The organism is Marinobacter sp. (assembly GCF_033722195.1).
GTDB lineage: Bacteria > Pseudomonadota > Gammaproteobacteria > Pseudomonadales > Oleiphilaceae > Marinobacter.
In genome coordinates this window covers 1-22,285 of record NZ_JAWVZL010000035.1, presented here as the reverse complement: position 1 = coordinate 22,285, position 22,285 = coordinate 1, and the positions used below count along the sequence as shown (strand labels likewise).

At 64.4% G+C, this 22,285-nt stretch carries 20 protein-coding genes; 9 read left to right on the top strand and 11 right to left on the bottom strand.

Features of this window, described 5'->3' with window-relative positions:
• Positions 1-21 precede the first annotated feature (21 nt).
• Positions 22-756: a DUF481 domain-containing protein gene (locus tag R3280_RS08590; protein WP_318998184.1), complete on the top strand. Its 735-nt coding sequence runs from the start codon at positions 22-24 to the stop codon at positions 754-756.
• Between the two features lie 79 nt (positions 757-835).
• On the opposite strand, the gene R3280_RS08585 is transcribed toward R3280_RS08590, so the two are convergent.
• From R3280_RS08585 to R3280_RS08565, 5 genes are all read right to left on the bottom strand, one after another.
• Positions 836-1,780: a DUF523 and DUF1722 domain-containing protein gene (locus R3280_RS08585; RefSeq protein ID WP_318998183.1), complete on the bottom strand. Its 945-nt coding sequence runs from the start codon at positions 1,778-1,780 to the stop codon at positions 836-838.
• Between the two features lie 76 nt (positions 1,781-1,856).
• Positions 1,857-4,067, bottom strand: a complete 2,211-nt coding sequence (locus tag R3280_RS08580) for a glycosyltransferase (RefSeq protein ID WP_318998182.1) — start codon at positions 4,065-4,067, stop codon at positions 1,857-1,859.
• Positions 4,068-5,129 carry a lysylphosphatidylglycerol synthase transmembrane domain-containing protein gene (locus tag R3280_RS08575; protein WP_318998181.1) on the bottom strand — a complete coding sequence of 354 codons (1,062 nt, stop codon included), beginning with the start codon at positions 5,127-5,129 and terminating at the stop codon, positions 4,068-4,070. It abuts the gene before it with no gap.
• Between the two features lie 101 nt (positions 5,130-5,230).
• Positions 5,231-6,235, bottom strand: a complete 1,005-nt coding sequence (locus R3280_RS08570; RefSeq protein WP_318998180.1) for a DUF6160 family protein — start codon at positions 6,233-6,235, stop codon at positions 5,231-5,233.
• A 191-nt stretch (positions 6,236-6,426) separates the two neighbouring features.
• Positions 6,427-7,104, bottom strand: coding sequence for a GntR family transcriptional regulator (locus tag R3280_RS08565; RefSeq protein WP_318998179.1), 678 nt, complete (start codon positions 7,102-7,104; stop codon positions 6,427-6,429).
• Positions 7,105-7,421: 317 nt separating this feature from the next.
• Here R3280_RS08565 and R3280_RS08560 point away from each other — a divergent pair, with 317 nt between their 5' ends.
• Positions 7,422-8,471: an alkane 1-monooxygenase gene (locus tag R3280_RS08560; RefSeq protein WP_318998195.1), complete on the top strand. Its 1,050-nt coding sequence runs from the start codon at positions 7,422-7,424 to the stop codon at positions 8,469-8,471.
• Between the two features lie 178 nt (positions 8,472-8,649).
• Positions 8,650-9,201 (top strand): lactoylglutathione lyase, encoded by a 552-nt coding sequence (gene gloA, locus R3280_RS08555; RefSeq protein ID WP_318998178.1) that lies wholly within the window; start codon positions 8,650-8,652, stop codon positions 9,199-9,201.
• Here gloA and R3280_RS08550 read toward each other — a convergent pair whose 3' ends face one another.
• The 6 genes from R3280_RS08550 to R3280_RS08525 form a co-directional block, all read right to left on the bottom strand.
• A complete protein-coding gene (locus R3280_RS08550; RefSeq protein WP_318998194.1) occupies positions 9,202-10,095 on the bottom strand; it encodes a DMT family transporter in 894 nt (297 codons plus the stop codon).
• Positions 10,096-10,216: 121 nt separating this feature from the next.
• A complete protein-coding gene (locus tag R3280_RS08545) occupies positions 10,217-10,870 on the bottom strand; it encodes a lactate utilization protein (RefSeq protein WP_318998177.1) in 654 nt (217 codons plus the stop codon).
• Complete coding sequence (locus tag R3280_RS08540) at positions 10,867-12,342, bottom strand: LutB/LldF family L-lactate oxidation iron-sulfur protein (RefSeq protein ID WP_318998176.1); 1,476 nt, start codon at positions 12,340-12,342, stop codon at positions 10,867-10,869. Before R3280_RS08540 ends, R3280_RS08545 begins: the two co-directional genes overlap by 4 nt.
• Positions 12,339-13,124 (bottom strand): (Fe-S)-binding protein, encoded by a 786-nt coding sequence (locus R3280_RS08535; RefSeq protein ID WP_318998175.1) that lies wholly within the window; start codon positions 13,122-13,124, stop codon positions 12,339-12,341. Before R3280_RS08535 ends, R3280_RS08540 begins: the two co-directional genes overlap by 4 nt.
• A gap of 186 nt (positions 13,125-13,310) precedes the next feature.
• Entirely contained in the window at positions 13,311-13,586 is a 276-nt protein-coding gene (locus R3280_RS08530) for a ComEA family DNA-binding protein (protein WP_318998174.1), read from the bottom strand.
• 475 nt (positions 13,587-14,061) lie between these two features.
• Positions 14,062-15,099, bottom strand: coding sequence for a 2-dehydropantoate 2-reductase (locus R3280_RS08525; RefSeq protein WP_318998173.1), 1,038 nt, complete (start codon positions 15,097-15,099; stop codon positions 14,062-14,064).
• 469 nt (positions 15,100-15,568) lie between these two features.
• Between R3280_RS08525 and urtA the strand changes: the two genes are divergently transcribed.
• The 6 genes from urtA (at position 15,569) to R3280_RS08495 (ending at position 22,129) form a co-directional block, all read left to right on the top strand.
• Positions 15,569-16,867, top strand: a complete 1,299-nt coding sequence (gene urtA / locus R3280_RS08520) for an urea ABC transporter substrate-binding protein (RefSeq protein WP_318998172.1) — start codon at positions 15,569-15,571, stop codon at positions 16,865-16,867.
• A gap of 78 nt (positions 16,868-16,945) precedes the next feature.
• Positions 16,946-18,544: an urea ABC transporter permease subunit UrtB gene (urtB, locus tag R3280_RS08515; protein ID WP_318998171.1), complete on the top strand. Its 1,599-nt coding sequence runs from the start codon at positions 16,946-16,948 to the stop codon at positions 18,542-18,544.
• A gap of 3 nt (positions 18,545-18,547) precedes the next feature.
• The gene (urtC, locus tag R3280_RS08510; protein ID WP_318998170.1) at positions 18,548-19,705 is read left to right on the top strand and encodes an urea ABC transporter permease subunit UrtC; all 1,158 of its coding nucleotides are present in this window, start codon (positions 18,548-18,550) and stop codon (positions 19,703-19,705) included.
• A complete protein-coding gene (gene urtD / locus R3280_RS08505; RefSeq protein ID WP_318998169.1) occupies positions 19,702-20,526 on the top strand; it encodes an urea ABC transporter ATP-binding protein UrtD in 825 nt (274 codons plus the stop codon). Before urtC ends, urtD begins: the two co-directional genes overlap by 4 nt.
• A complete protein-coding gene (gene urtE, locus R3280_RS08500) occupies positions 20,526-21,224 on the top strand; it encodes an urea ABC transporter ATP-binding subunit UrtE (protein ID WP_318998168.1) in 699 nt (232 codons plus the stop codon). Before urtD ends, urtE begins: the two co-directional genes overlap by 1 nt.
• A complete protein-coding gene (locus R3280_RS08495; RefSeq protein WP_318998167.1) occupies positions 21,221-22,129 on the top strand; it encodes an urease accessory protein UreD in 909 nt (302 codons plus the stop codon). Before urtE ends, R3280_RS08495 begins: the two co-directional genes overlap by 4 nt.
• Positions 22,130-22,285 lie beyond the last annotated feature (156 nt).

Below are 22,285 nucleotides of genomic sequence, written 5' to 3'. Positions count from 1 at the left end.
ACCAATTCAGGGAGATGCATTATGAGAATGGCAGTATCCGCCGGCCTGCTGGTGGCCGCCCTGTCGCCGCTGGCGGCGGCCCAGGACGGGGACAACGACTGGGAAGGCGAGGGCGAGCTGGGGGTCCTGGTGACCTCCGGCAACAGTGACGAAACCAACATCAACGCCCGGCTCGGGCTGGTCCACGAGGTGGTGAGCTGGCGCAACCTGGCGGAATTCCGGACCTTCTACTCGGAAACCGAAGACACCACCACTGCCGAGGAATACGAAGCGGCGCTGGAGACCAACTACAAGTTCACCCAGAACCAGTACTGGTTCCTGCGGGGTGCCTACGAGGACGACCGCTTCTCCGGTTACGATTACCGTTCCTCCGCCACCACCGGTTACGGTCACCGGGTCTGGTCTTCCGGTGAGCGCTCCTTCCTGGATCTTTCCGTCGGTGCGGGTTATCGCTACAACCGCCTGCAGCAGCCGGACGATGACGGCAGCCGCACCGAGGACCAGGCCATCGGCCGTCTCGCCGGCCAGTTCGATTACGGCCTCTCCGACAATGCGCTGTTCCGCCAGAAGCTGAGTACCGAGGTGGGGTTGAGCGAGAACGAGACCATCACCGAATCCAGCACCTCGCTACAGGCCACGGTGGTGGGCAACCTGTCCATGAAGGTGGCCTACGCGGTTACCCACCTGTCGGACCCGCCCGCCGGCTCTGCCAGCACCGATACCGAGACCTCGCTATCACTGCTTTACGGCTTCTAGCCCAAGACTCCCCCTCTCCAGTGCAACCGAGAACTGAACTTGGGGTCAGAGGAAAACTTCATCTGACCCCAATCTCGCCCTACACAGAGTTCCGCAGCCCCAGCTCGTCCGGGTAAGGCGTCAGGTAATCCTGCACGGCCAGGTAGTCCACCGGCTCCCGGCGCTGGGCCATTTTCAGCAGGGTCATGGGCACCACCAACGGCACCTCACCCCGATGGTAGGCCTCGATCTGCTCCACCAGGGTGGTGCGATCGGCCTGGGGCAGGCGTTCGCTCAGGTAGCCCAGCAGGTGCTGCATCACGTTCATGTGGGAGCCCCGGCTGATGCGCTTGGTCATGGCGGCCATCAGGTCCTGGATGTAGCGCTCGGCGATCTGTGACAGGGGTGCCGCCTTCAGGTCCGCCAGCAGCCGGCCAAGCTCCCGGTAGGTCTTCTCGCAGTGGGCCATGAGCTGGAACTTGTGGCGGGTATGGAAGGCAATCAGGCCCTGGCGGTCCAGGCCTTCGGCCTCGAGCCGAAGCCAGTCGTCGTAGACGAACACCCGCTCGATGAAGTTCTCCCGCAACAGGGGGTCGTTCAGGCGGCCTTCCTCCTCCACCGGCATCAGCGGATAGCGCTTCATCAGTGCCGCCGCGAACAGGCCGCGGCCGTCCCGGTCCTGGACCTGGCCCTGCTCGCTATGGATCTTGATGCGCTCCATGCCGCAGCTGGGGGACTTGGCCATCAGGATGTAGCCCCGTAGCTGCGACAGCTCCGGCAGCAACCGGTCGATGGCAGCCTGCATGGCCGGGGTGTGGTCGGTGTCACCCTTGCTCTCGATCAGCTTGAGATCATCACCGAAGCGGCGGATGTGAATGGCCGGGCGGGGCACCCCCAGGCCAGCTTCCAGCTCCGGGCAGACCGGCTGGAAGTCAAAATGGTGCGACAGCACTTTGGTACAGAAGCGGGAATGCTTGTGGCCGCCGTCGTGCCGTACTTCCTTGCCCAGCAGGCAGGCGCTGATTCCCACGGGGATTCCGCTCATGGTTCAAACCCTATCCCGTTAAACCGGACTATGAAATCTATCATACGGGCATTCGGGCCAATCCGATTGGCGGCAGTCAGCGTTTTTCCGCCGCTGCCAGCAGGGTGGCGTAGATCTTCTTGACGTCCTCGGCGAAGCGCTCCACCGAATAGTCCTGGGCGAATTCCAGGGCGTGGGCCGAGAGCTCCCGGCGCAGGGCTTCGTCCTCCAGCAGATGCTGCACCTGGTCCCGCCAGAGCGGGATCTTCTCCGGTGTCTTGAAACCGTTATAGCCCTGGCGCACCACGTCGTCGATACCGCTGGAGCGCACCGCCACCACCGGCAGGCCGGCGGCCATGGCCTCCAGGATCACCATGCCCTGGGTCTCGGATTTGGAGGCGAACAGGAACAGGTCGCCCAGGCGGTAGTAGATGGGCATCTGGTCCGGCGGCACCGCCCCCACCAGAGTGATCTCATCGGACAGGCCCCTGTCGTCGATCAGTCCCTGCAGCCGGTCGCGCTGATGGCCGTCGCCGATGATCAGGAACCGGAAGGCCTCGGAGGTGCGCTGGCGCAGGCTGGCCAGGGCCTCGATCATGAAGTCGATATTCTTCTCGTTGGACAGCCGGGAAACACTGACCAGCACTTTCTCGTCGCCAATGCCCAGCTCACGCCGCAGGCGCTCCACCGACTCGGCGCTGACCGCCCGGAAGCGGTCGTACTCGATGCCCGTGGGCTGCACGAAACTGGGGGTCTTGACCCCGACCATGCGCAGGTATTCCTCGGTGGAGTAGGTGGGCACGATGACCCCGTCGCACTTGTTGCCGAAGCGCTTGATCAGGGCGTGGGAGATCAGGTTGCGGAACAGCATGCCCGGCAGCGGCACGAAGTGGGCGTAGTGCTCCAGCCGGGTGTGGTAGGTGTAGACCACCGGCACCTTCAGGCGCCGGCCCAGGAACAGCCCCAGCGAGCCTAGCCAGAACGGGTGGTGGACATGGATGATGTCCGGTTTGAAGGCCCGGACCTGCTGACGCAGGCGCCGCAGGAAAATGTTCGCCAGCCGGAATTCCCGCTTCTTGCCCATGGCCAGCAGCGAGGGCGCCCGCACCACCGCCTGGTCGTCATCGGACTGGTCCTGGTAGGTGGGAGCCACCACCAGGACCCGGTTGCCCAGTGCCTCCAGGCCCCGGCGCAGCCGGTCGATGGAGATGGGCACGCCGCCGATGAAGGGCAGGTAGTTGTTGGTGAACATGGCTACCCGCAGGGGTTTATCCTGCCAGGGTGTGGGGTCCAGGTCGTAATTCGGGTAGTAGTCCTTGGCCACGAAAACCAGGGTATAGAGCTTGATGGTGATGATCGCCAGCACGCTCACGAGCAGGATGAAATTGACATAGCCCACATAGAACAGCGAGTAGAAGAAGAACCAGAGGCCTTCCAGGCGCTTGAGGATGGGGTTCTGGGCCGAGTCGATGCGCACCAGCTTGGTGTTGAGCTGATCGCTGTTCACCTCGACCCGGACGTAGTGGTAGAAGCTGGCCTCGTTGTTGAGCACCAGGCCGCCGGCGCCGCCGGTGGTGATGAACAGGGTGTCGTGCTGCTCCTCCTGTGCATAGAGCGACAGGTTGGCGGAGAAGACCGCCGCCACATCGTGGGCCCGGATCAGCCGCATCAGGCCCTCCCGGAAGGCTTCCGGCTGCAGGTAGTCTTCGGGCTCCACGAACAGGTTGTCCTTGCCGTTGCGCATCAGCGGGTGGCCGGTGAACAGGAAGGTGTGCTGGACGTCATCACCCTCCAGCAGGTCCTCCAGCCAGCGCAGTTGCCATTTCCAGGGAGTCTTGCCGGTGCTGTCGAGGAATACCAGCCGGCTGTTGGCGATGGGGACGCTGAAGAAGTGGGGCCCGAAGTGCTCGTAGAAGCGGAAACTGCCGAAGTTCTCGTACTCATGCTGGCCGAATGTCAGCAGGTAGGGGATGTCCAGGTGGGACAGGGTGCCGTGCAGGGCCCGGTACTTGTCCTCGCCGCCGCCACTGACCGCATTGCCAGCCGACACCATGAAGTTCACGCCGGAGTCGTTCAGGCGTGGGATGATTTTCTCCTCGAAGATGCCTACCGAATTGTTGATGTTGCCGAGCACCGCAAAGCTGAACTGGTCGGGGCTCTTCACCCGTTCGTGGATCGCCTCCACCTGGTCGGTATGGACCGCCTGGAAGTCGGTTTCGGTCAGATTGAGGTAGAGCTTGTAGCCCACCAGCAGCGCCACGATCAGCAGGTTGAGGTAGAACAGGGCCTTCAACGGATGGCGGAACATTTATTTCGGGTCCTTGTGGGTCCTTGCCAGCTCCTGTTGCAGTATCACCAGCCCCACCAGCATGCCCAGGTAGATGGTCAGCAGGCGCCAGGCCAGGATCACCAGTACCAGGTGGTTGGCGGTCAGGATGTCCCGGAAAAAGGTCCCGAACACCCCCTCGGAAATACCCGAGGCGCCCGGTGTGGGCGAGAAGTACATGATGAAGGTGGTCACCACCAGCAGCCCGACGGTGGTGAGGTACTGAACTTCATCATAGCCCAGGCTGTAGATCAGCAGGGCCGGAAAGCTGAACAGGCTGAGAAGGAACACCCCGGTGAACACCACCGAGAGCAGCACACTGGCCCGGGGGCCCCGGACATAATGGCCGAAGCTAAGGGAAAACCGCAGCATTTCCCGCCGGGCCTTGAACTGCCAGCGGCGGTGGCGTTTAGCGCTGATCAGGTGCAGCCGGCGCAGCATTGCCAGACCGGTGCTCAGGGGCGGAATCAGCCAGTGGGCCCTTAGCAGCACCACGGCAAAGAAACCCAGATAGATCACGATGAAGAAAGACAGCGCCACGCTGACTTTGTCCAGAATCGGCTGGTCCTGCAGTGCCGGCAGGGTCAGCAGGAAGGCCGGTGTCAGGGAGAAAATGAAGACAATAGCCAGCACGGTGCGGATGGTGGTCGCCGCCGTGGCCCGGCCAATGGGCACACCGTGGCGCTGCAGGAACCAGACCTGGGCAACACCGCCCCCGGTGGCCATGGGCGTCACGTTGGAGACAAAGATGTTGATGAACACCAGCCGCAGCATGGTGGCCAGCGGCAGCCGGTGTCCCAGCGCCCGCAGCGTGAAATAGAGCCGCAGGCCGTCGGCGCTGAAGTAGACCAGCAGCAAAGCCAGGATGGCCGCCACGCTGGTGGGCTGGATCAGGCGGTGGTCAAAGCTGACGCTGCGGCCGGCGAACTGGTCGTAGACCACGTACAGGCCCGCGGCTGTCAGGCCGAGGAACAGCAGGCTGAACAGGGTGAGTCGGCGCCAGGGTACCCGTGGCTGCGCCTCGATGGGAGGTGTCTCTGTCATGAAAAAGCCGCCAGTGTCTGACGGCGCAGTTTACTGTGTCCAACGGGGGGGCTGTCCAGTGAATGTCCGGACAGGTCGCCGGGCTGTGAGCGGGGTCCGTTTCAGTGACCGTAGATCATCATCGAGGTGTTGGTGATGGCAAAGTCGGTGAAGGACACCGCGCCAATGGCGGTTCCCCCCATGCGGAACACCGGCATGTCGATGTCGGCCCTGAACTCCACATCGTGAACGGACAGACCATCCTTGCCGCTGGTTGCGCTGGTGCCGGCGGACAGCTTGGCGGTGGCGTGGGCCATGCCGAAATGGCCCAGGGTGTCGGCTCCGCGGCGGTTGTGAATCTGCAGGCCGTCGATGCTGACGGCGGCGAAGTTGAACAGCAGGATCACATCGGCAACGTCCCAGTTCAGGCGGCCGTTGGTGATCTCGAAGTGGGTGTCCACCTGAAGCTCCGAGTCCGACACCTCATTGCCGTTGGCCAGCAGGCGGGTATCGCTGCCGTGGTTGCGAACCACGATGTCGGTGGGCCCCAGGTAACCTTCCAGGTGGATATCCGAAAACAGGGTGGTGGCGCCGTCGGCGCCCTCGGTGACCACGCTGCCGATGTCCAGCTGGAAATCCACCGCCCGCAGGTAGTCATTCAGCTGACCGGGATCGCCGCTGTCGGTGGGGCCGATGTGGATCACCAGGTCGCCGCTGTTGAAGGCTTTACCGTAGTCGCCAGCCACCGCATAGCGGGTCAGGGCGTCCGCGATGTCCGGGTTGGACCCCGGGTCCAGCCGACCATTGCCGGCGCGCCGGGCAATTTCGGAGAAACCGTGCTCCAGGACCTCGTTCTCGCCGGCCACATCGAGGCTGACCTTGAGGTTGTCCAGCGGGCCGCCACCGAGCCCCGACAGGCTGAGGTCATTAACGCTGAGGGTGCCCTGGTCGGTCCAGGCGAAACGGCCCACATCGACCTTGGTCTCCAGCTCGATGGTGACCCCGGCCTGGCCGGTTATCTCGCCCATGGCGGCGTCCGGTAGAGCGCGGATTTCGGCCTGGGCGGTCAGCGCCAGGCTGCTGGCGAGTGTCAGTGTGAGGGCGCTGCCCCTGGACAGGCGATGCATGGCAAACCCCTTGGGCCGTTGCCGGCGTTGTTTTTGTCGGTTTGGATGGCCGCAGGACAGCGAATCAGTGCAGCGTTACACAGATTTACATTAGGAGGGATCGGGTCGGAATTCTGTGCGCCGGGTCACAGTCAGTTGCGGCTGGCCCGCTGGGCATGACCACAGTGCCAGCCGTGGCCGAGGCCAGGGTATCAGTGACTGAGGGCGGGCTCGGGGGTCAGGGCCTGGCGGATCAGGGCCTTCTGGTGCCGGGCGAACAGTTGGACCTGACGCTCGGCCTCGGCGGTGTCGCGGGCCAGAACCGCCCGGGTCAGGCCGGTGAAGAAAGCACCGGTGCGGTCCAGGTCCTGACGGTAGCGCTCGGCGCTGAAGAAGTAGGCCCGGCTCACCGCCGGTTTGAAGTTGCTCAGAGCCTCGGTGAGGTAGGGGTTGGCCACCAGCTCACAGCAGGCTTCCATCACATCGAAACTGGCCTCCACCACCGCCGGTACATCCGGGGATTCGGCCTGGATTCGCTGGGTCACCGTGTCCACCCGGGCCATCAGGTCGGTCAGGTCGTTTTCCCGCCAGCGCTCACACAGACGCTTCGCCAGCATGATCAGCAGGTGCATGTAGACATCATAGAGTTCGGTGGCGTGGTCGGCGTCCAGGCGTGAGGCGGTGGCGCCCTTGCGGGGCGTGATGTCCACCAGGTGCCAGCGCTCCAGGGTATAGAGCGCTTCCTTGACGGAGGCCCGGCTGACCCGCAGCTCCGCCGCCACCGTGGCTTCCTGGATACGCTCACCAGGGCGGATGGCACCGCTCATGATGCGGTCACCCAGGTAATTGGCGATCTGCTCGGCAAGAGTGTTGGGTACCTGAAAGTCCATATGGGCTCCCTGGGGTGGCTGGTAACCGCTGCCTGGGGCGGCTGCGGAAGAAGTTTATCACAGTGGCTTTTTCATCACCCCGTTCACGACCTGGTGCGCAACCCTGGTCAGGAAGTGGGCAACAAAGTGTTGACGACTGCTATATTGTAGGACAATAATGCAGGGAAAAGGGTGGCCAGTCAATTGGAGGCAGCGGTCGCCAGGGCATTCACGTTAAAGAGGAGAGAGTCGTGACCACTGACAAAATCACGCTGACCGAGGACCCGGTGCGTCGCCGGTTGCTGCTGAAACTCAAGAAGTACAGCTTCCTGATCGCCATGCTGCCGCTGGCTTTGCCGCCGCTGTTGCTGGCGGCGGGGCATAGTACCGGCATGTTGAACCTGTTTGCCTGGGGCATGCCGGTGGTGCTGTTCGGGATCATTCCGGTGCTGGATTTCCTGCTGGGCCAGGATGCCCTCAACCCGGACGAGCAGGCCGATGTGCCACACATGAACAATGAGCGCTTCTACCAGGTGATGACCCTGGGCTGGGTCGTGGCCTTCGTGGTGTTGCTGGTGTGGTCGCTGCAGGTTCTGGCCTCCGGCATCTTCTCAGTGCCGGGCGCCGTAGGCTGGGTGTTCTCGGTGGGCATCGTCGGCGGTCTGGGCATCAACGTGGCTCATGAGCTGATCCACAAGGACGGCAAGCTGGAAACCTGGGCCGGCGGCCTGCTGCTGGCACTGGTGAGCTACGGCGGCTTCAAGGTGGAGCATGTGCGGGGTCACCACGTGCACGTCTCCACCCCGGAGGACGCCTCGTCCTCCCGCTATAACCAGTCGCTGTACAACTTTCTGCCTCAGGCTTACGTTCGCAATTTCATCAACGCCTGGCGGCTGGAAGCGGAGCGGCTCAAGCGCAAGGGTCAGCCGGTGGTGAGCTGGCGCAATGAGCTGATCTGGTGGTACGGCATTTCGGTGGCGGCACTGGTGGCCTGCACCCTGGCCTATGGCTGGCTGGGCGCGGCCTTCTTCCTGGGCCAGAGCTTCATCGCCTTCACCCTGCTGGAGATCGTCAACTACCTGGAGCATTACGGCCTGCACCGCCGCAAGCTGGACAACGGCCGTTACGAGCGCACCATGCCCGAGCACAGCTGGAACTCCAATTACTTCCTGACCAATGTCTTCCTGTTCCACCTGCAGCGGCACAGTGACCACCATGCCTGGGCCAAGCGCCGCTACCAGGTGCTGCGCCACCACGACCATGCGCCCCAGCTGCCCGCGGGCTACGCCGCCATGATCGTGCTGGCCCTGTTTCCGCCGCTGTGGCGCAAGGTGATGAATCCCCGGGTGGAGGCCTATTACCAGGGCGAGGAGCATCAGCTGGCCTGAAAAAACCATCGGCTTTCCGCTTAACGGATAAGAGCAGTGCGTTTTCGGGTCCACAGGTCGGTGTCTCTGACTGTGGGCCTTTTTTTATGGCGGCGGCTGCCACGTTTGTCCCCTTGAAAACCGGCGCCACCATGCGCATGGTGGGATCTCTCATTCCAAGGATCAGAGGATCTGAGCCATGCGACGCCATTTTGAAGACGCCCCCGGCCTGTACGACAATGCGGTGCCCGAGACCGAAGGCTACGTGTTCAACCAGACCATGATGCGTATCAAGGACCCGGAGAAGAGCCTGGATTTCTACACCCGTATCATGGGCATGCGCCTGGTGCGCAAGCTGGACTTCCCGGAGATGAAGTTCACGCTCTATTTCCTCACCTATCTGGACGACCGCCAGGCCGCCACCGTCCCCGCCGACGACGCCCACCGCACCACCTTCATCTTTGGTCGCGAGGCGATGCTGGAGCTGACCCATAACTGGGGCACCGAGAAGGATCCGGACTTCCGGTATCACAACGGCAACGACGAGCCCCAGGGCTTCGGCCACATCGGGGTGGCGGTGCCGGATGTCTACCAGGCGGCGGAACGGTTCGAGAGCCTGGGGGTGGAATTCGTCAAGCGCCCCGATGACGGCAAGATGAAAGGCCTGGCCTTCATCAGGGATCCGGACGGTTACTGGATCGAGATCCTGCAGCCCAACATGCTGGAGAAGCAGCGCAAGAAGTCGGGCTAATCAGCCCCGGGCGCGACGGGAAGCCACCACCACTGCCACGGTGAGGATGATGGCGCCGGTCACCCCGGTCGCCCCCAGCACCTCCCCCAGCAGGGCCCAGGCCAGGGCCGCCACGAACAGCGGTTCCAGGGTGACGATGATGCTGGAGGTGGTGGCCGGCGTGGTTTTCATGCCGGCGAAGAAACACAGGTAGCCCGCGCAGGTGGGCACCAGGCCGATGTAGATCACCAGCGCCCATTCCCGGAAGCCCAGCGCCGCCAGCTGGCTGAAGCCGTCCAGCCAGGCCACCACCGGCACCAGCGTGACTGCCCCCATGGTGAAGCAGACGAAGGCCGTCATGAACACCGGCGCGCCGGCCGCCGCGTGTCGGCTGGTGAGGGTGAAGCCGGCGTAGACCAGGGCCGCCACCAGCGCCACGGCGATACCGGCGGCCCGGATTTCGCCACTGGTTTCAATATCCCCCGCCACCAGCAGTACCGTACCCAGCACAGCCGCCGCCAGCGCCAGCCAGGTCACCAGGCCGGGGCGCTCACCCAACAGTGGGGCTGCCATCAGTGCCACCAGCACCGGTGCCACGCAGAGCGCGATCAGGGTGGCAATGCCGGCGCCGGTGAGCTGAACCGCCAGCAGATAGCTGCCCTGGTAGGCGGCCTGGAACAGCCCCAGCGCCAGCAGGGCCAGCAACACCCGGCCGGTGATGGCTGTGCCCCGGCCACGAAGCTGGCGGCGCTCCCACAACATGAGGGTGAAGAAACAGGGAAAGGCGATGCTGAGCCGCAGCAGCGCCAGGGTCAGCGGATGCAGCTCGGTGCTGTTGAACAGGAACTTGGCAGCGATACCGGTGGTGGCCCAGAGCGCTGCAGCCAGGGCGATCAGCAGGGCGCCACGAAGCACGGCGGCGCGGTCGGGGGCGGCAATCTCGGCGGTATCGGTCATGATCTCTACCCGGTGAAACCGGATAGACTAGACCAAAGCCCCGTTCGGCGACAGCGGGGTAAACCGCTATTGTGGCCTCCTACTGGATGACCAGCACGATCAGCTCCTTGGGGCCATGAACACCGTAGGCCAGGGTCTGCTCGATGTCCGCGGTTTTGGAAGGGCCGGACACCAGCAGGGCATTGGTGGGCATGCCGCTGCTCCAGCGCTGCATGTGCAGCGCTTCCAGGAAGGTGGCGTAGATCTGGTCGGCCTCCAGGACCGCGATATGCACCGGCGGCACCAGGCTCATCAGGCGCGGCTCGTCCGGCGTCGGCCACAGGATCAGGGTACCGGTTTCGGCGATGGCGCCCCGGGTGGAGGTGATGGCCGCGTCCACGTCGTGGAACAGGGTTTCCTGCCAGGCTTCGATGGGCTGATCGTAAGCCAGCAGTGGTGGCAGACCCTCGTGCTCCGATTCCCGGATCTTCCTGCCCAGGCGGTGGCGTTCGGCCACCAGCAGATTGCGGGCGCCGCGGCTTTGCAGCAGCTCCGCCAGCCTGTCCAGCCAGTCGTCCTCGGTGACCCGGTGCACTTCGCCATGCACCGACTCGATGGTCTGCTGGAAGCGGTCCAGCTTCTCGGCGGCATTCCACTCGCGGCCCTGCATTGGGCTGAAATCGAGCTCCGGCATGGGCAGCTGGCCGTCCCGGCGTTTCCTCAGGCGCTGCAGGATATTGCTCCGGGCGTTCATGTGGAGGTCCCCCGGGTCGGGCTGCCGGCCGGTTGGGCCGGCGCCGAGCGCTGGCGCACGAGCTGGTGCAGGGTCTTGGGCGCCAGTTTGGGAGCGGTGCGGTAGCGGGTCCAGGCGCCGGCCTTGGCCGGCTGCAGGCCCCGGAGGCTGGTGGCCAGGCTGGTGCCGGTGCGGTACAGGCCCGGGCGCACATGAAGCCAGCGCCAGCCCTTCCAGGTCATGGCTTCCAGGCGCCCGCGCTTGACGCCGTGGCCGCGAACATCGCTGCGGTGCAGGGCGTCGCCGTCCACTGACTCCCGCCGCAGGCGCACCAGCAGGTCGGGAATCGGGATCCGCACCGGGCAGACTTCGCCACAGGCGCCGCAAAGGGACGACGCTGTCGGCAGGTCCCGGGTATCTTCCAGGCCCAGCAGGTGCGGCATCAGGATCTTGCCGATGGGACCGGGGTAGGTGGTGCCGTAGGCGTGGCCGCCAATGCGGGTATAGACCGGGCAATGGTTCATGCAGGCCCCGCAGCGGATGCAGCGCAGCGTGTCGATCAGCTCGTCGTCCTGGTAGATACCGGAACGGCCGTTGTCCACCAGCACCAGGTGGACCGCTTCCGGGCCGTCTTTCTCGTCGTCCTGGCGCGGCCGGCTGATCATGTTGAAATAGGTGGTCAGATGCTGGCCGGTGGCGGAGCGGGTCAGCAGTGCCAGCAGGCCGCAGGCGTCGTCCAGGGTCTCCACCACCTTCTCAATACCGGTTACCGCAATGTGGCAGGGTGGCACCGTGGTGGTCATGCGGCCGTTGCCTTCATTCTCCACCAGGCAGAGAGTGCCGGTCTGGGCCACCGCAAAATTGACGCCGGAGATGCCCACATCGGCGTTCATGAACTTCTCCCGCAGCTGCAGGCGGGCACTGGCGGTCAGGTAGTTGACGTCGTGGGAGCGCTCGGTGCCGGTCTTCTCGTGCATCAGCTCCGAGATTTCGTCGGTGTTCTTGTGAATCGCCGGCATGATGATGTGGGAGGGGGTTTCCTCCGCCATCTGGACAATGTATTCCCCCAGGTCCGACTCCAGGGCCTCGATGCCCTGCTCCTCCAGGTAATGGTTGAGCTCCATCTCCTCGGACACCATGGACTTGCCCTTGATCACGCTTTTGGCCTTGCGGGCCACGCAGATGTCCCGGACGATCCGGCAGGCCTGGTCGGAGTCCTCGGCCCAGTGCACCTGGATGCCGTTGGCGGTCAGGCTCTCCTCCAGTTGCTCCAGCAGGTCGGGCAGCCTGGCAAGTGAGCGCTGCCTTATCTGCGCGCCCAGGGTTCGCAGGGCCTCCAGGTCCCAGCCGCTGAAGGCCTTGCGGCGTTTGTCCATCAGCCCGTCCATGGCGCTGCGGAAGTTCTTGCGCAGTTGCGGGTTGGCCAGGGCATCCCGGGCACGGGGATGGAACTGGCGTACCGCGCTGTGCTGGTCTGTGGCGGGCTGGTTCATGACGGCAGTCCTCCGTCGTTCTCGCCGGAGACCCGTTGCCAGAGGAAACTGGCAATGTGCTGGCCCCGGACTTGCTGTCGGGTTTGCTCGGCGTGGCCGTTGATGTTCATCAGGCAGCCGCAGTCGGTGGTGACGAAGCGGGTGGCGCCGGTGTCGGCCAGGGCCTTGACCTTGTCACCCACCATGGCGCCGGAGATGTCCGGATGGCGCACCGCAAAGGTGCCGCCAAAGCCGCAGCACTCCTCGGCCCGCACCTGCTCCACCAGGGTGACCTTGTCCAGCTGCCCCAGCAGCTTGGGCCCCACCTCGGCGATACCCATTTCCCGGCGTGCGGAGCAGGAGGTGTGCAGCGCCACCTTGGTCGGCTCCCCCAGGTCTTCCAGCCTGACGTGGCAGACATTGAGCAGGAAGTCGGTCAGTTCCCAGACCCTGCCCGCCACTTCCCGGGCCTGCTCGGCCTGGGCAGTGTCCTGGAAGAGGTCCGGGTAATGCTTGCGCATCATGCCGCCGCAGGAGCCGGAGGGCACCACGATGGGCCAGTCCTCGTCGAACAGACCCAGCTGGGCGCCAGCAACGGCGCGGGCCTCGTCGTGGTAGCCGGAGGTGTAGGCGGGCTGGCCGCAGCAGGTCTGGTCCTGGGGGAAGATCACCTCGATGCCTTCCCGCTCCAGGAGCTGAATGCCCGCCAGGCCGGCACCGGGGTAGAAAAGATCCACCAGGCAGGTACCAAAGAAATAGACCTTGCGAGGCTTGGCAGGGTAGACCCTGATGGATTCTGTCATTGTTTTCGCCGCTCGCCATGCCGCTGAATGTATATAGGGCTACGATAGGCACCGGCTCCTGGACTGTCTACTCGACTTTGGCCGGACCAGCCCCTGTGATTGGTGAATTATGGGGCGGGGGAAAGCGGATTGCAGGGGTGGTGTTGCAGAGGTGGTTGGGGCTCCGCCGGGCGGAGCCCTGGCCGGTTACTCGACGGTGAGCCGGTCGGCGTTCTTCGCCAGGGTTTTCTCGCCGATGCCACTGACCTGGCCGAGGTCCTGGACACTGGCGAAGGGCCCGTTGGCCTCGCGGTACTCGATGATGGCCGCGGCCCGGCTCTCACCGACGCCATCCAGTGAGGCCAGGGTGACCTGGTCGGCGGTGTTGATGTTGATGGCCGCTTCGCCGGGTTCGGCCTGGGCAAAGCCGGTCATCAGGGAGAACAGCAGTACGAGTGCAGCAAGAAAAGGTGAGCGTGCCATGGTTATCAGCTCCTTGTTGTCATGACGTTGATGGGGTTGCTCTGAGTGGCAGAGACAATGACAGGCAGGTGGATAACCGGCGAAGACGTTGGGGGAGGGTATCAGGTTCGTGGCAGTCGGGACTTTTCCGCAGGCATTCCGCAGGCAGGTGGGAGCACGGCAAGGTCCACAATCCCTGTGCACCCCGTCCGTGGCTAACCCGCGCCTGATCCATCAGGCAATGCCTTCCATGACCGCTATTCGGGACTCCTTCCCGATCCGCATCCTTGCGGGCGTTCCTGTTTCGCTTCCCTGTGTGCCCGAGATCCTTTCGGGCCTTGCATCCATGCCGGCTCGCCTCCGTGCGAGCAGTGCATCCCTGCTGAGAACCATTCTAGACAACCCCGGTCGGGAGGGAACCAGACTTAGTTACCAGCGCGTGTGAGACATTGGCCATGGCCGCGTAATCCCTTGCGGCACAGGGGCTCCGGTAGGGTCAGCGGGCGTGGTAGTCGTCCAGTACGCCCTTGAGATGGGCCAGCAGCGCCGGCGCCGGCCAGGCCTGGCTTGGATCGTGCTCACACTGGTGGATGAGCTGGGTCAGCGCCTGGTTGACCGGTGCCCGGGTATGCAGGCTGCTGGCCAGCGCCACCACTTCGCCGTTGATGTAGTCCACCTCGGTGGGCCGGCCGGCCTCGATGTCCTCCCACATGGAGGAGCGGGCGAGGGGGTCGATGGTGATCATGCGCTTGGCAATACGGGTGAACAGCCAGTTGGGCGCCCGCATCACATAGGGCAGCGCTTCCATGGGCAGCGGCGTCAGCTTGACGGTGTGGATGCCGGACTTCTCCAGCAGGGTCAGGGTTTCCTCCTGGGCCATGGCCAGGCAGCGGCGGTAATCCCGCTGTTCCAGTTCTTCCTTGAGCGGCACGCCGGACAGGGCGTTGATGGGGTTGTTCAGGTTCAGCAGCAGCTTGGACCAGAGCACCGCCTGCATATCGTTGCGCTCCTCCAGGGGCAGGCCGGCGCGCTCGAAGCGGGCCAGCGCCAGCTCGATGTCGGCGCTGGCGGCCACCTTCAGCTGGCCCTCGGTACCGTGATGGAAATGGCCGGGGCTTTTCTGCAGCACATTGAACGGAATCATGCCGGCCAGCACGGTGCATTCCGGCAGCTTCTCCCGAAGACGGTCGGCGTTGCTGATACCGTTCTGGAAGCTGATCACCGGTGTGCCCGGCTTCAGTACCTTGGCCAACTCCTCGCCGGCCTGCTCGGTGGCGGCGGACTTGGTGGTCAGGAGCACCAAGTCAGCACCCGCTGCCGCTTCAGCTCTGGTGCTGAACTGGGCCGGGCGCAGGTGGGTCTCGAACCGGAAGCCGCGGTAATCGGTGATCACCAAAGGCTTGTCCGCCAGGACTTTCTGCAGTTTTTCCCTGCCGATGAAGGTGACGTCCGCTCCGGCCGACAGCAGGCGACCACCAAGATAGCAACCGACACTGCCGGCGCCATAGATAACAATGCGATAGGAATCATTCATGAGCGGGCCTTTCAGGTCTTTGAGTTATGACACTGGCGATTGCTGCGCAGTGTTGCTCGCTGAGTATCACTATACATCATCGTGGCCGCCCGTGATCGACCCCTCCGGGGGACCGGCCCGCGCCCTCCCGAGGGGCACGGACGGCGAGCGGGCCTTGTGGCGGTGCACAATGGCTGTGCGTATTACGGTGCAGAATGGCGCTTTGTAAATCCATGATTTGCCTTCTTTACTCCGGGTCAGGCTCGCCATCACGGTGCTGGTGGGCGATTGCCCCGCACTGGTGCGCCAAACCCGCCGCTGAGTTCATTCGGGGCGTCCCGGAAGCCATTCGGGTTCTGTCTTTACGGTCGTTCGGGCTGCTAAATCCATGATTTTGAATACTTAGTTTGAAGGGTGGAACACCTGATGCAGAGGACCTCGGGCGAATTAGACGATCCGCATTATTCTAACGAGGAAAAGGACGCACACGATGACACTCAAAAAACACGTGAAACTTGGTCTCTCCGCTCTTGCACTTTCGGTCACCCTGCACGCCACCGCGGCCGAAGACCCCATCAAGGTGGGCATCCTGCATTCGCTGTCCGGCACCATGGCCATCAGTGAATCCACCCTGAAAGACACCATGCTGATGCTGATCGAGAAACAGAATGCCGAAGGGGGCATCGACGGCCGCATGCTGGAGCCGGTAGTGGTGGACCCCGCCTCCAACTGGCCGCTGTTCGCCGAGAAGGCCCGTGAGCTGCTGGCCAAGGAGGAGGTCGATGTGATCTTCGGCAACTGGACATCGGTGTCCCGCAAGTCCGTGCTGCCGGTGGTGGAGGAGCTCAACGGCCTGCTGTTCTACCCGGTCCAGTATGAGGGTGAGGAGTCCTCCGAGAACGTTTTCTACACCGGCGCCGCCCCCAACCAGCAGGCGATCCCTGCGGTGGATTACTTGATGAATGAAATCGGTGTGAAGCGCTGGGTCCTGGCCGGCACCGACTACGTCTACCCCCGCACCACCAACAAGATCCTCGAGACCTACCTCAAGGACAAAGGCGTGGCCGCGGAAGACATCATGATCAACTACACCCCGTTCGGCCATTCCAACTGGCAGTCCATCGTCTCCGATATCAAGACCTTCGGCAGCCAGGGCAAGAAGACCGCGGTGGTTTCCACCATCAATGGCGACGCCAACGTGCCTTTCTACCGCGAACTGGGTAACCAGGGCATTTCCGCCTCCGACATTCCGGTGGTGGCCTTCTCCGTGGGCGAGCAGGAACTCTCCGGTATCGACACCGCACCCCTGGTGGGCCACCTGGCGGCCTGGAACTACTTCATGAGCGTGGACAACGACGCCAACTACGACTTCATCGACGCCTGGGTGAAGTACACCGGCAACGAGGAAGCGGTCACCAACGACCCCATGGAAGCCCATTACATCGGCTTCAACATGTACGTCGAGGCGGTCAAGAAGGCCGGTACCACCGACGTGGACGCCATCAAGGACGCCATCATCGGTGTCACCGTACCCAACCTGACCGGCGGCTACGCTACCATGATGCCCAACCACCACATCACCAAGCCGGTGCTGATCGGTGAGATCCAGGACAACGGCCAGTTCTCCATTGTCTGGTCCACGCCCTCCACCGTGGCCGGCGATGCCTGGTCAGACTTCCTGCCGGGTTCCCGTGACCTGATCAGCGACTGGCGCAAGCCCATGTCCTGCGGCAACTACAACGTTGTCACCGGTTCCTGTGGCGGCAAGGAGAAGGTCGCTTCCAACTAGGACCTGCCAGCAAAGGGTGCCGGTTGGCCGGCACCCGTTTTCACCTCGCCCCACTCAACAGAACCACAGGAACAGACCATGAGCATCCTGCGATCGCTCACCGGATTCTTTATTGCCTGCTGCCTGCTGCTGCCCCTGGCGGCCAGCGCCCAGCAGGCCGCAGACCCCCAGGCCCTGCTGGCCGACCTGGCGCAGGCGCCGGATACCCGCAAGGGCGAGGTCATCAGCCGCATCGCCGCCAGCGGCCATGACCGGGCCCGGGCCTGGCTGGAAGCCTTCGGCGACAACAAGCTGGCCCGTATCGAGGACGACGGCCAGTTCGTCATCGTGCTTGAGAACCGCGGCCGCGACTGGAAAGTGGCCGACGCCATCACCGGCGAGCCCATGGGTGAGGTATCCCGCCGCGAGCTGGACACCATCCGCATCAACAACGCCCTGCGGGCCGAACTGGCGGGCATTCTCTCGGTCATCGACCTGACCGTGGACAATGTCGAGCGTCGCCGTGAAGCGGCCCGTGCCCTGCTGGGCAAGGTGGACGCCGCCCTGGCCGAGCGCATCAATACCCTGCTGGAGACCGAGACCGACAGCCGGGTGCAGACCCTGCTGCGGGACGCGGTGTCCATCTACCGCGTGGAGCAGGGCGATGTCAGTGCCGTCGAGCAGCTCTCCGGCAGTCTCAACACCGAGGTCCGCGCCGCCCTCAACCGGGCCGAGCGCAGCGATGACCCGGCCATGGCCGCCGCCGCCACCGACGCGCTGGCCACCATCGAACAGAAGCTCCGGCTCAACCGGGCCGCCGAGACCCTCTACTTCGGCCTGTCCCTGGGCTCGGTACTGGTGCTGGCGGCCATCGGCCTGGCCATCACTTTTGGCGTCATGGGGGTGATCAACATGGCCCATGGCGAGCTCATCATGCTGGGGGCCTACACCACCTGGGGCATGCAGCAGCTGTTGCCCGGTCAGCCCGGCCTGGCGTTGATCCTGTCCATTCCCGCCGGCTTCCTGGTGGCGGCGCTGGCGGGCATCGCCATTGAGCGCAGCGTGATCCAGTTTCTCAAGGGCCGGCCACTGGAAACGCTGCTGGCCACCTTTGGTGTGTCACTGATCCTGCAGCAGCTGGTGCGCACCGTGATCTCGCCCCTGAACCGCACCGTCGTCACGCCGGAGTGGATGAGCGGTTCCATCATGGTGAACGAGGCGCTGTCGCTGACCCTGAACCGGCTGTACGTGCTGGGCTTCGCCCTGGTGGTGTTCGCCGGTCTGATGCTGATCATGCGCAAGACCCGTCTCGGCCTGGAAGTGCGGGCCGTCACCCAGAACCGGGCCATGGCCCGCTCCATGGGCATCAAGGCCACCCGCGTGGACATCATGACCTTTGCCCTGGGCTCCGGCGTCGCCGGGCTGGCGGGGGTAGCGCTGTCCCAGCTCACCAACGTGGGCCCCAACCTGGGCCAGAACTACATCATCGACTCCTTCATGGTGGTGGTCTTCGGCGGCGTCGGCAATCTCTGGGGCACCCTGGTGGCGGGGCTTTCCCTGGGTACCATCAACCAGTTGCTGGAGCCCTGGGCCGGGGCCGTACTGGCCAAGATCATCGTGCTGGTCTTCATCATCCTGTTCATCCAGAAACGGCCCCGCGGACTCTTCCCGCAGAAAGGCCGGGCGGCGGAGGGCTGAGTTATGCACCAATCCAGACATTGGCTCGCCCGGCCGTTCACCGAGGGCTCGACACAGCTGTTCCTGGGCGTGCTGTTCGCAGCCATGGTGGTGGTCACCTTCCTGCACCTGGCGATGCCCGAGGGCAGCGCGCTGCACGTGAGTTCCTACACCGTCACCCTGATGGGCAAGTACCTCTGCTACGCCCTGCTGGCCGTCGCGGTGGACCTGGTCTGGGGCTACCTGGGCATTCTCAGTCTCGGCCACGGCGCCTTCTTCGCCCTTGGCGGCTACGCCATGGGCATGTACCTGATGCGACAGATCGGGGATCGCGGCGTCTATGGCGACCCCATCCTGCCGGACTTCATGGTTTTCCTGAACTGGCAGGAGCTGCCCTGGTACTGGCACGGCTTCGACATGGCCTGGTTCGCCTTCATCATGGTGCTGCTGGTGCCCGGCGCCCTGGCGCTGGTGTTCGGGTGGCTGGCGTTCCGCTCCCGGGTGACCGGGGTCTATCTGTCCATCATCACCCAGGCGCTGACCTTCGCGCTGATGCTGGCCTTCTTCCGCAACGAGATGGGCTTTGGCGGCAACAACGGCCTCACCGACTTCAAGGACATCCTCGGCTTTGACCTGCGCACCGACGCCACCCGGCTGGGTCTGTTCCTGGCCACCGGCGTGGCGCTGGCCATCGGTTACGTGATCTGCCGTGCCATTGTCGGCAGCAAGCTGGGCCGGGTCAGCGTGGCCTGCCGCGACGCCGAGGCCCGCACCCGCTTCCTGGGCTACCGGGTGGAGCGGGTGCAGCTGTTCGTGTTCGTGGTGTCCGCCATGCTGGCCGGTGTGGCCGGCGCGCTCTATGTACCCCAGGTGGGCATCATCAACCCCAGTGAGTTCTCGCCGCTGTTCTCCATCGAGATCGTGGTATGGGTCGCCTTGGGCGGACGCGCCACCCTCTACGGCGCGGTCATCGGTGCCATTCTGGTGAACTACGCCAAGACCGTGTTCACCGGCATCATGCCGGATGCCTGGCTGTTCGCCCTGGGCGCGCTCTTCGTGCTGGTCACCGTGTTCCTGCCCCAGGGCATCGCCGGCATGCTCAAGCGCCGCAGGGCCAGAAGCGACGATGGCGACGGCGGCGCTGCCACCGCTGATGCAACCACTCGGGAGGCCACCGCATGAGCATCATGACCGAACTGGCCAACCGCGAGCGGGTGTTCGACTTCCTCACCCCTACCGCCTCTCCGGTGGACGTGCGCCACGGCCCCATCCTCTACCTGGAGGATGTGAACGTCAGCTTTGACGGCTTCCGGGCCATCAACAACCTCAACCTCACCATCGACGACGGCGAGCTGCGCTGCATCATCGGGCCCAACGGCGCCGGCAAGACCACCATGATGGACATCATCACCGGCAAGACCCGGCCCGACAGCGGCTCGGTGTGGTTTGGCAGCCGCCACAACCTGCTCAACATGAACGAGCCGGATATCGCCACCCTGGGCATCGGCCGCAAGTTCCAGAAACCCACCGTGTTCGAGGCCCTCAACGTGTTCGAGAACCTGGAACTGGCCATGGCCGCCAACAAGGGAGTGATTCCCTCGCTAACGGCCCGCATGACCGGTGAAATCCGCGACCGCATTGACGAAGTGCTGGTCACCGTCGGCCTCACCGAGCTGCGAGACCAGCCCGCCGGCATTCTCTCCCACGGCCAGAAGCAGTGGCTGGAGATTGGCATGCTGCTGATGCAGAAGCCGCGCCTGCTGCTGGTGGACGAACCGGTGGCGGGCATGACCGAGCAGGAAATGGAGCGCACCGCCGAACTGCTCACCAGCCTGGCGGGCAAGCAGTCGGTGGTGGTGGTGGAGCACGACATGGGCTTTGTGCGCTCCATCGCCCGCAAGGTTACGGTGCTGCACCAGGGCAGCGTGCTGGCGGAGGGCACCATGGACCAGGTCTCCAACGACCGCAAAGTGGTGGAAGTCTACCTGGGGGAGGGCATCTGATGCTGAAAGTGCAGAAACTCAACCAGTTCTACGGCGAGAGCCACACCCTCTGGGACCTGGAGCTGGACGTACCCAAAGGCCAGTGCACCTGTGTCATGGGCCGCAACGGCGTGGGCAAGACCACCCTGATGAAATGCGTGATGGGGGAGGAGAGTGTCAAGAGCGGCCAGCTGTTGTTCGATGGCGACATCGATCTCACCAGGCGCCGGGTGGAGGACCGCTCCCGCCTGGGAGTCGGCTATGTGCCCCAGGGCCGGCAGATCTTCCCGCTGCTCACCGTGGAGGAAAACCTGCGCACCGGCCTGGCGGCACGGAAGGATGGCAGCCGCCAGATCCCCGAGCGGATCTATAACCTGTTTCCCGTGCTCAAGGAAATGAAGAACCGCCGCGGCGGCGACCTCTCCGGCGGCCAGCAGCAGCAGCTGGCCATCGGACGTGCGCTGGTGATCGAACCGCGCCTGCTGATCCTCGACGAACCCGGCGAGGGCATCCAGCCCAACATCGTCGCCCAGATCGGCGAAGTCATCCGAAAACTCATCGAGGAAGACGGCCTCACCGTGCTGCTGGTGGAGCAGAAGCTGCCCTTCGCCCGCAAGTATGCCGACCGCTTCGCCATCATGGATCGCGGACGACGGGTGGCCGAAGGCGGCATCGCCGAGCTTTCCGACGACCTGATCAAGAAGCACCTGACGGTATGACGGCTTACACCCCCCTCTCCGCCTTCGACCCGAACCGGCAACCGGCCAACGACTCCGGCCACCGCTTCGACGCTGACCGGCGCTGGGCCGCCGCCATCGAACTGGGCTTCGAGCGGCGCGAGGCCGGCGTCACCCGCCTCACCCGCGCCCGCCACCAGGGCCCCTTGCGGGTGCAGCGGCCCTTCTACCCGGAGGGCGGCCAGGGCTGCTGCCACGTCTACCTGCTGCACCCGCCCGGCGGCCTGGTGAGCGGCGATGCCCTCAACATCGAGGCCCGCCTGGACACCGGCAGCCAAGCCCTGCTCACCACGCCGGCCGCCGCCAAGCTCTACAAGGCTGACAGCCACGGCGTCGCCTGGGCCCAGCACACCAGCCTGAGCGTCGCCGATGGCGCAACCCTGGAATGGCTGCCCCAGGAAACCCTGGCTTTTGACGGCTCCCGGGGCGAGCAGGTCACCAATATCAGCCTCAGCGGCGATGCCAAGTGCATTGGCTGGGAAATCCTCGCCCTGGGCCGACCGGCCAGCGAGCTGCCGTTCAAGAGTGGCCGGCTCGAACAGCGCTTCGAGCTCAGCCACAACGGCCGGCCCCTGTGGCACGAACGCCAGACCCTCGACCCGGCCCATGCCCGCTTCACGGGCAAGTGGGGGCAAGGCGGCGCCACCGTCCAGGCCACCCTCTGGGCGGTGGGCCTGGCGGACGAAGCCGGCGCCATCGAGGCCCTGCGGAATCAGATACCCGCTTCCCCACGCTGGGCAGTCACCCGGCGCCGAGGCGTGCTGCTGCTTCGATACCTGGGCAACCAGCGCAACGAAGCCTGGGCCGTCTGCCAGCAGGCCTGGGAAATCCTCAGGCCCGAACTGACCGGCCAGCCCGCCCACGTGCCCAGGATATGGCTGACATAAACTCCCTCTCCCCTTGTTGGAGAGGGTCGGGGCGAGGGGTAGGCGCCAGAGGCGCCCGGTAGGCTTAAGAGCAAGCCTAACCCCCTCTCCCCAACCCCTCTCCCGCCAGGGGCGAGGGGCTAATGACAAAAAGACCGGAGTCGAGACGATGGAACT

What these genes read in the sequence shown, in the direction of transcription:
- R3280_RS08570 (WP_318998180.1), bottom strand. Translation starts at nt 6,235, where the DNA reads ATGCATCGCCTGTCCAGGGGCAGCGCCCTCACACTGACACTCGCCAGC.
- urtE (WP_318998168.1), top strand. Translation starts at nt 20,526, where the DNA reads ATGCTGAAAGTGCAGAAACTCAACCAGTTCTACGGCGAGAGCCACACC.
- R3280_RS08535 (WP_318998175.1), bottom strand. Translation starts at nt 13,124, where the DNA reads ATGACAGAATCCATCAGGGTCTACCCTGCCAAGCCTCGCAAGGTCTAT.
- R3280_RS08495 (WP_318998167.1), top strand. Translation starts at nt 21,221, where the DNA reads ATGACGGCTTACACCCCCCTCTCCGCCTTCGACCCGAACCGGCAACCG.
- R3280_RS08580 (WP_318998182.1), bottom strand. Translation starts at nt 4,067, where the DNA reads ATGTTCCGCCATCCGTTGAAGGCCCTGTTCTACCTCAACCTGCTGATC.
- gloA (WP_318998178.1), top strand. Translation starts at nt 8,650, where the DNA reads ATGCGACGCCATTTTGAAGACGCCCCCGGCCTGTACGACAATGCGGTG.
- R3280_RS08560 (WP_318998195.1), top strand. Translation starts at nt 7,422, where the DNA reads ATGCTGCCGCTGGCTTTGCCGCCGCTGTTGCTGGCGGCGGGGCATAGT.
- urtA (WP_318998172.1), top strand. Translation starts at nt 15,569, where the DNA reads ATGACACTCAAAAAACACGTGAAACTTGGTCTCTCCGCTCTTGCACTT.
- urtD (WP_318998169.1), top strand. Translation starts at nt 19,702, where the DNA reads ATGAGCATCATGACCGAACTGGCCAACCGCGAGCGGGTGTTCGACTTC.
- R3280_RS08575 (WP_318998181.1), bottom strand. Translation starts at nt 5,129, where the DNA reads ATGACAGAGACACCTCCCATCGAGGCGCAGCCACGGGTACCCTGGCGC.
- urtB (WP_318998171.1), top strand. Translation starts at nt 16,946, where the DNA reads ATGAGCATCCTGCGATCGCTCACCGGATTCTTTATTGCCTGCTGCCTG.
- R3280_RS08590 (WP_318998184.1), top strand. Translation starts at nt 22, where the DNA reads ATGAGAATGGCAGTATCCGCCGGCCTGCTGGTGGCCGCCCTGTCGCCG.
- R3280_RS08585 (WP_318998183.1), bottom strand. Translation starts at nt 1,780, where the DNA reads ATGAGCGGAATCCCCGTGGGAATCAGCGCCTGCCTGCTGGGCAAGGAA.
- R3280_RS08530 (WP_318998174.1), bottom strand. Translation starts at nt 13,586, where the DNA reads ATGGCACGCTCACCTTTTCTTGCTGCACTCGTACTGCTGTTCTCCCTG.
- R3280_RS08565 (WP_318998179.1), bottom strand. Translation starts at nt 7,104, where the DNA reads ATGGACTTTCAGGTACCCAACACTCTTGCCGAGCAGATCGCCAATTAC.
- R3280_RS08525 (WP_318998173.1), bottom strand. Translation starts at nt 15,099, where the DNA reads ATGAATGATTCCTATCGCATTGTTATCTATGGCGCCGGCAGTGTCGGT.
- R3280_RS08540 (WP_318998176.1), bottom strand. Translation starts at nt 12,342, where the DNA reads ATGAACCAGCCCGCCACAGACCAGCACAGCGCGGTACGCCAGTTCCAT.
- R3280_RS08545 (WP_318998177.1), bottom strand. Translation starts at nt 10,870, where the DNA reads ATGAACGCCCGGAGCAATATCCTGCAGCGCCTGAGGAAACGCCGGGAC.
- urtC (WP_318998170.1), top strand. Translation starts at nt 18,548, where the DNA reads ATGCACCAATCCAGACATTGGCTCGCCCGGCCGTTCACCGAGGGCTCG.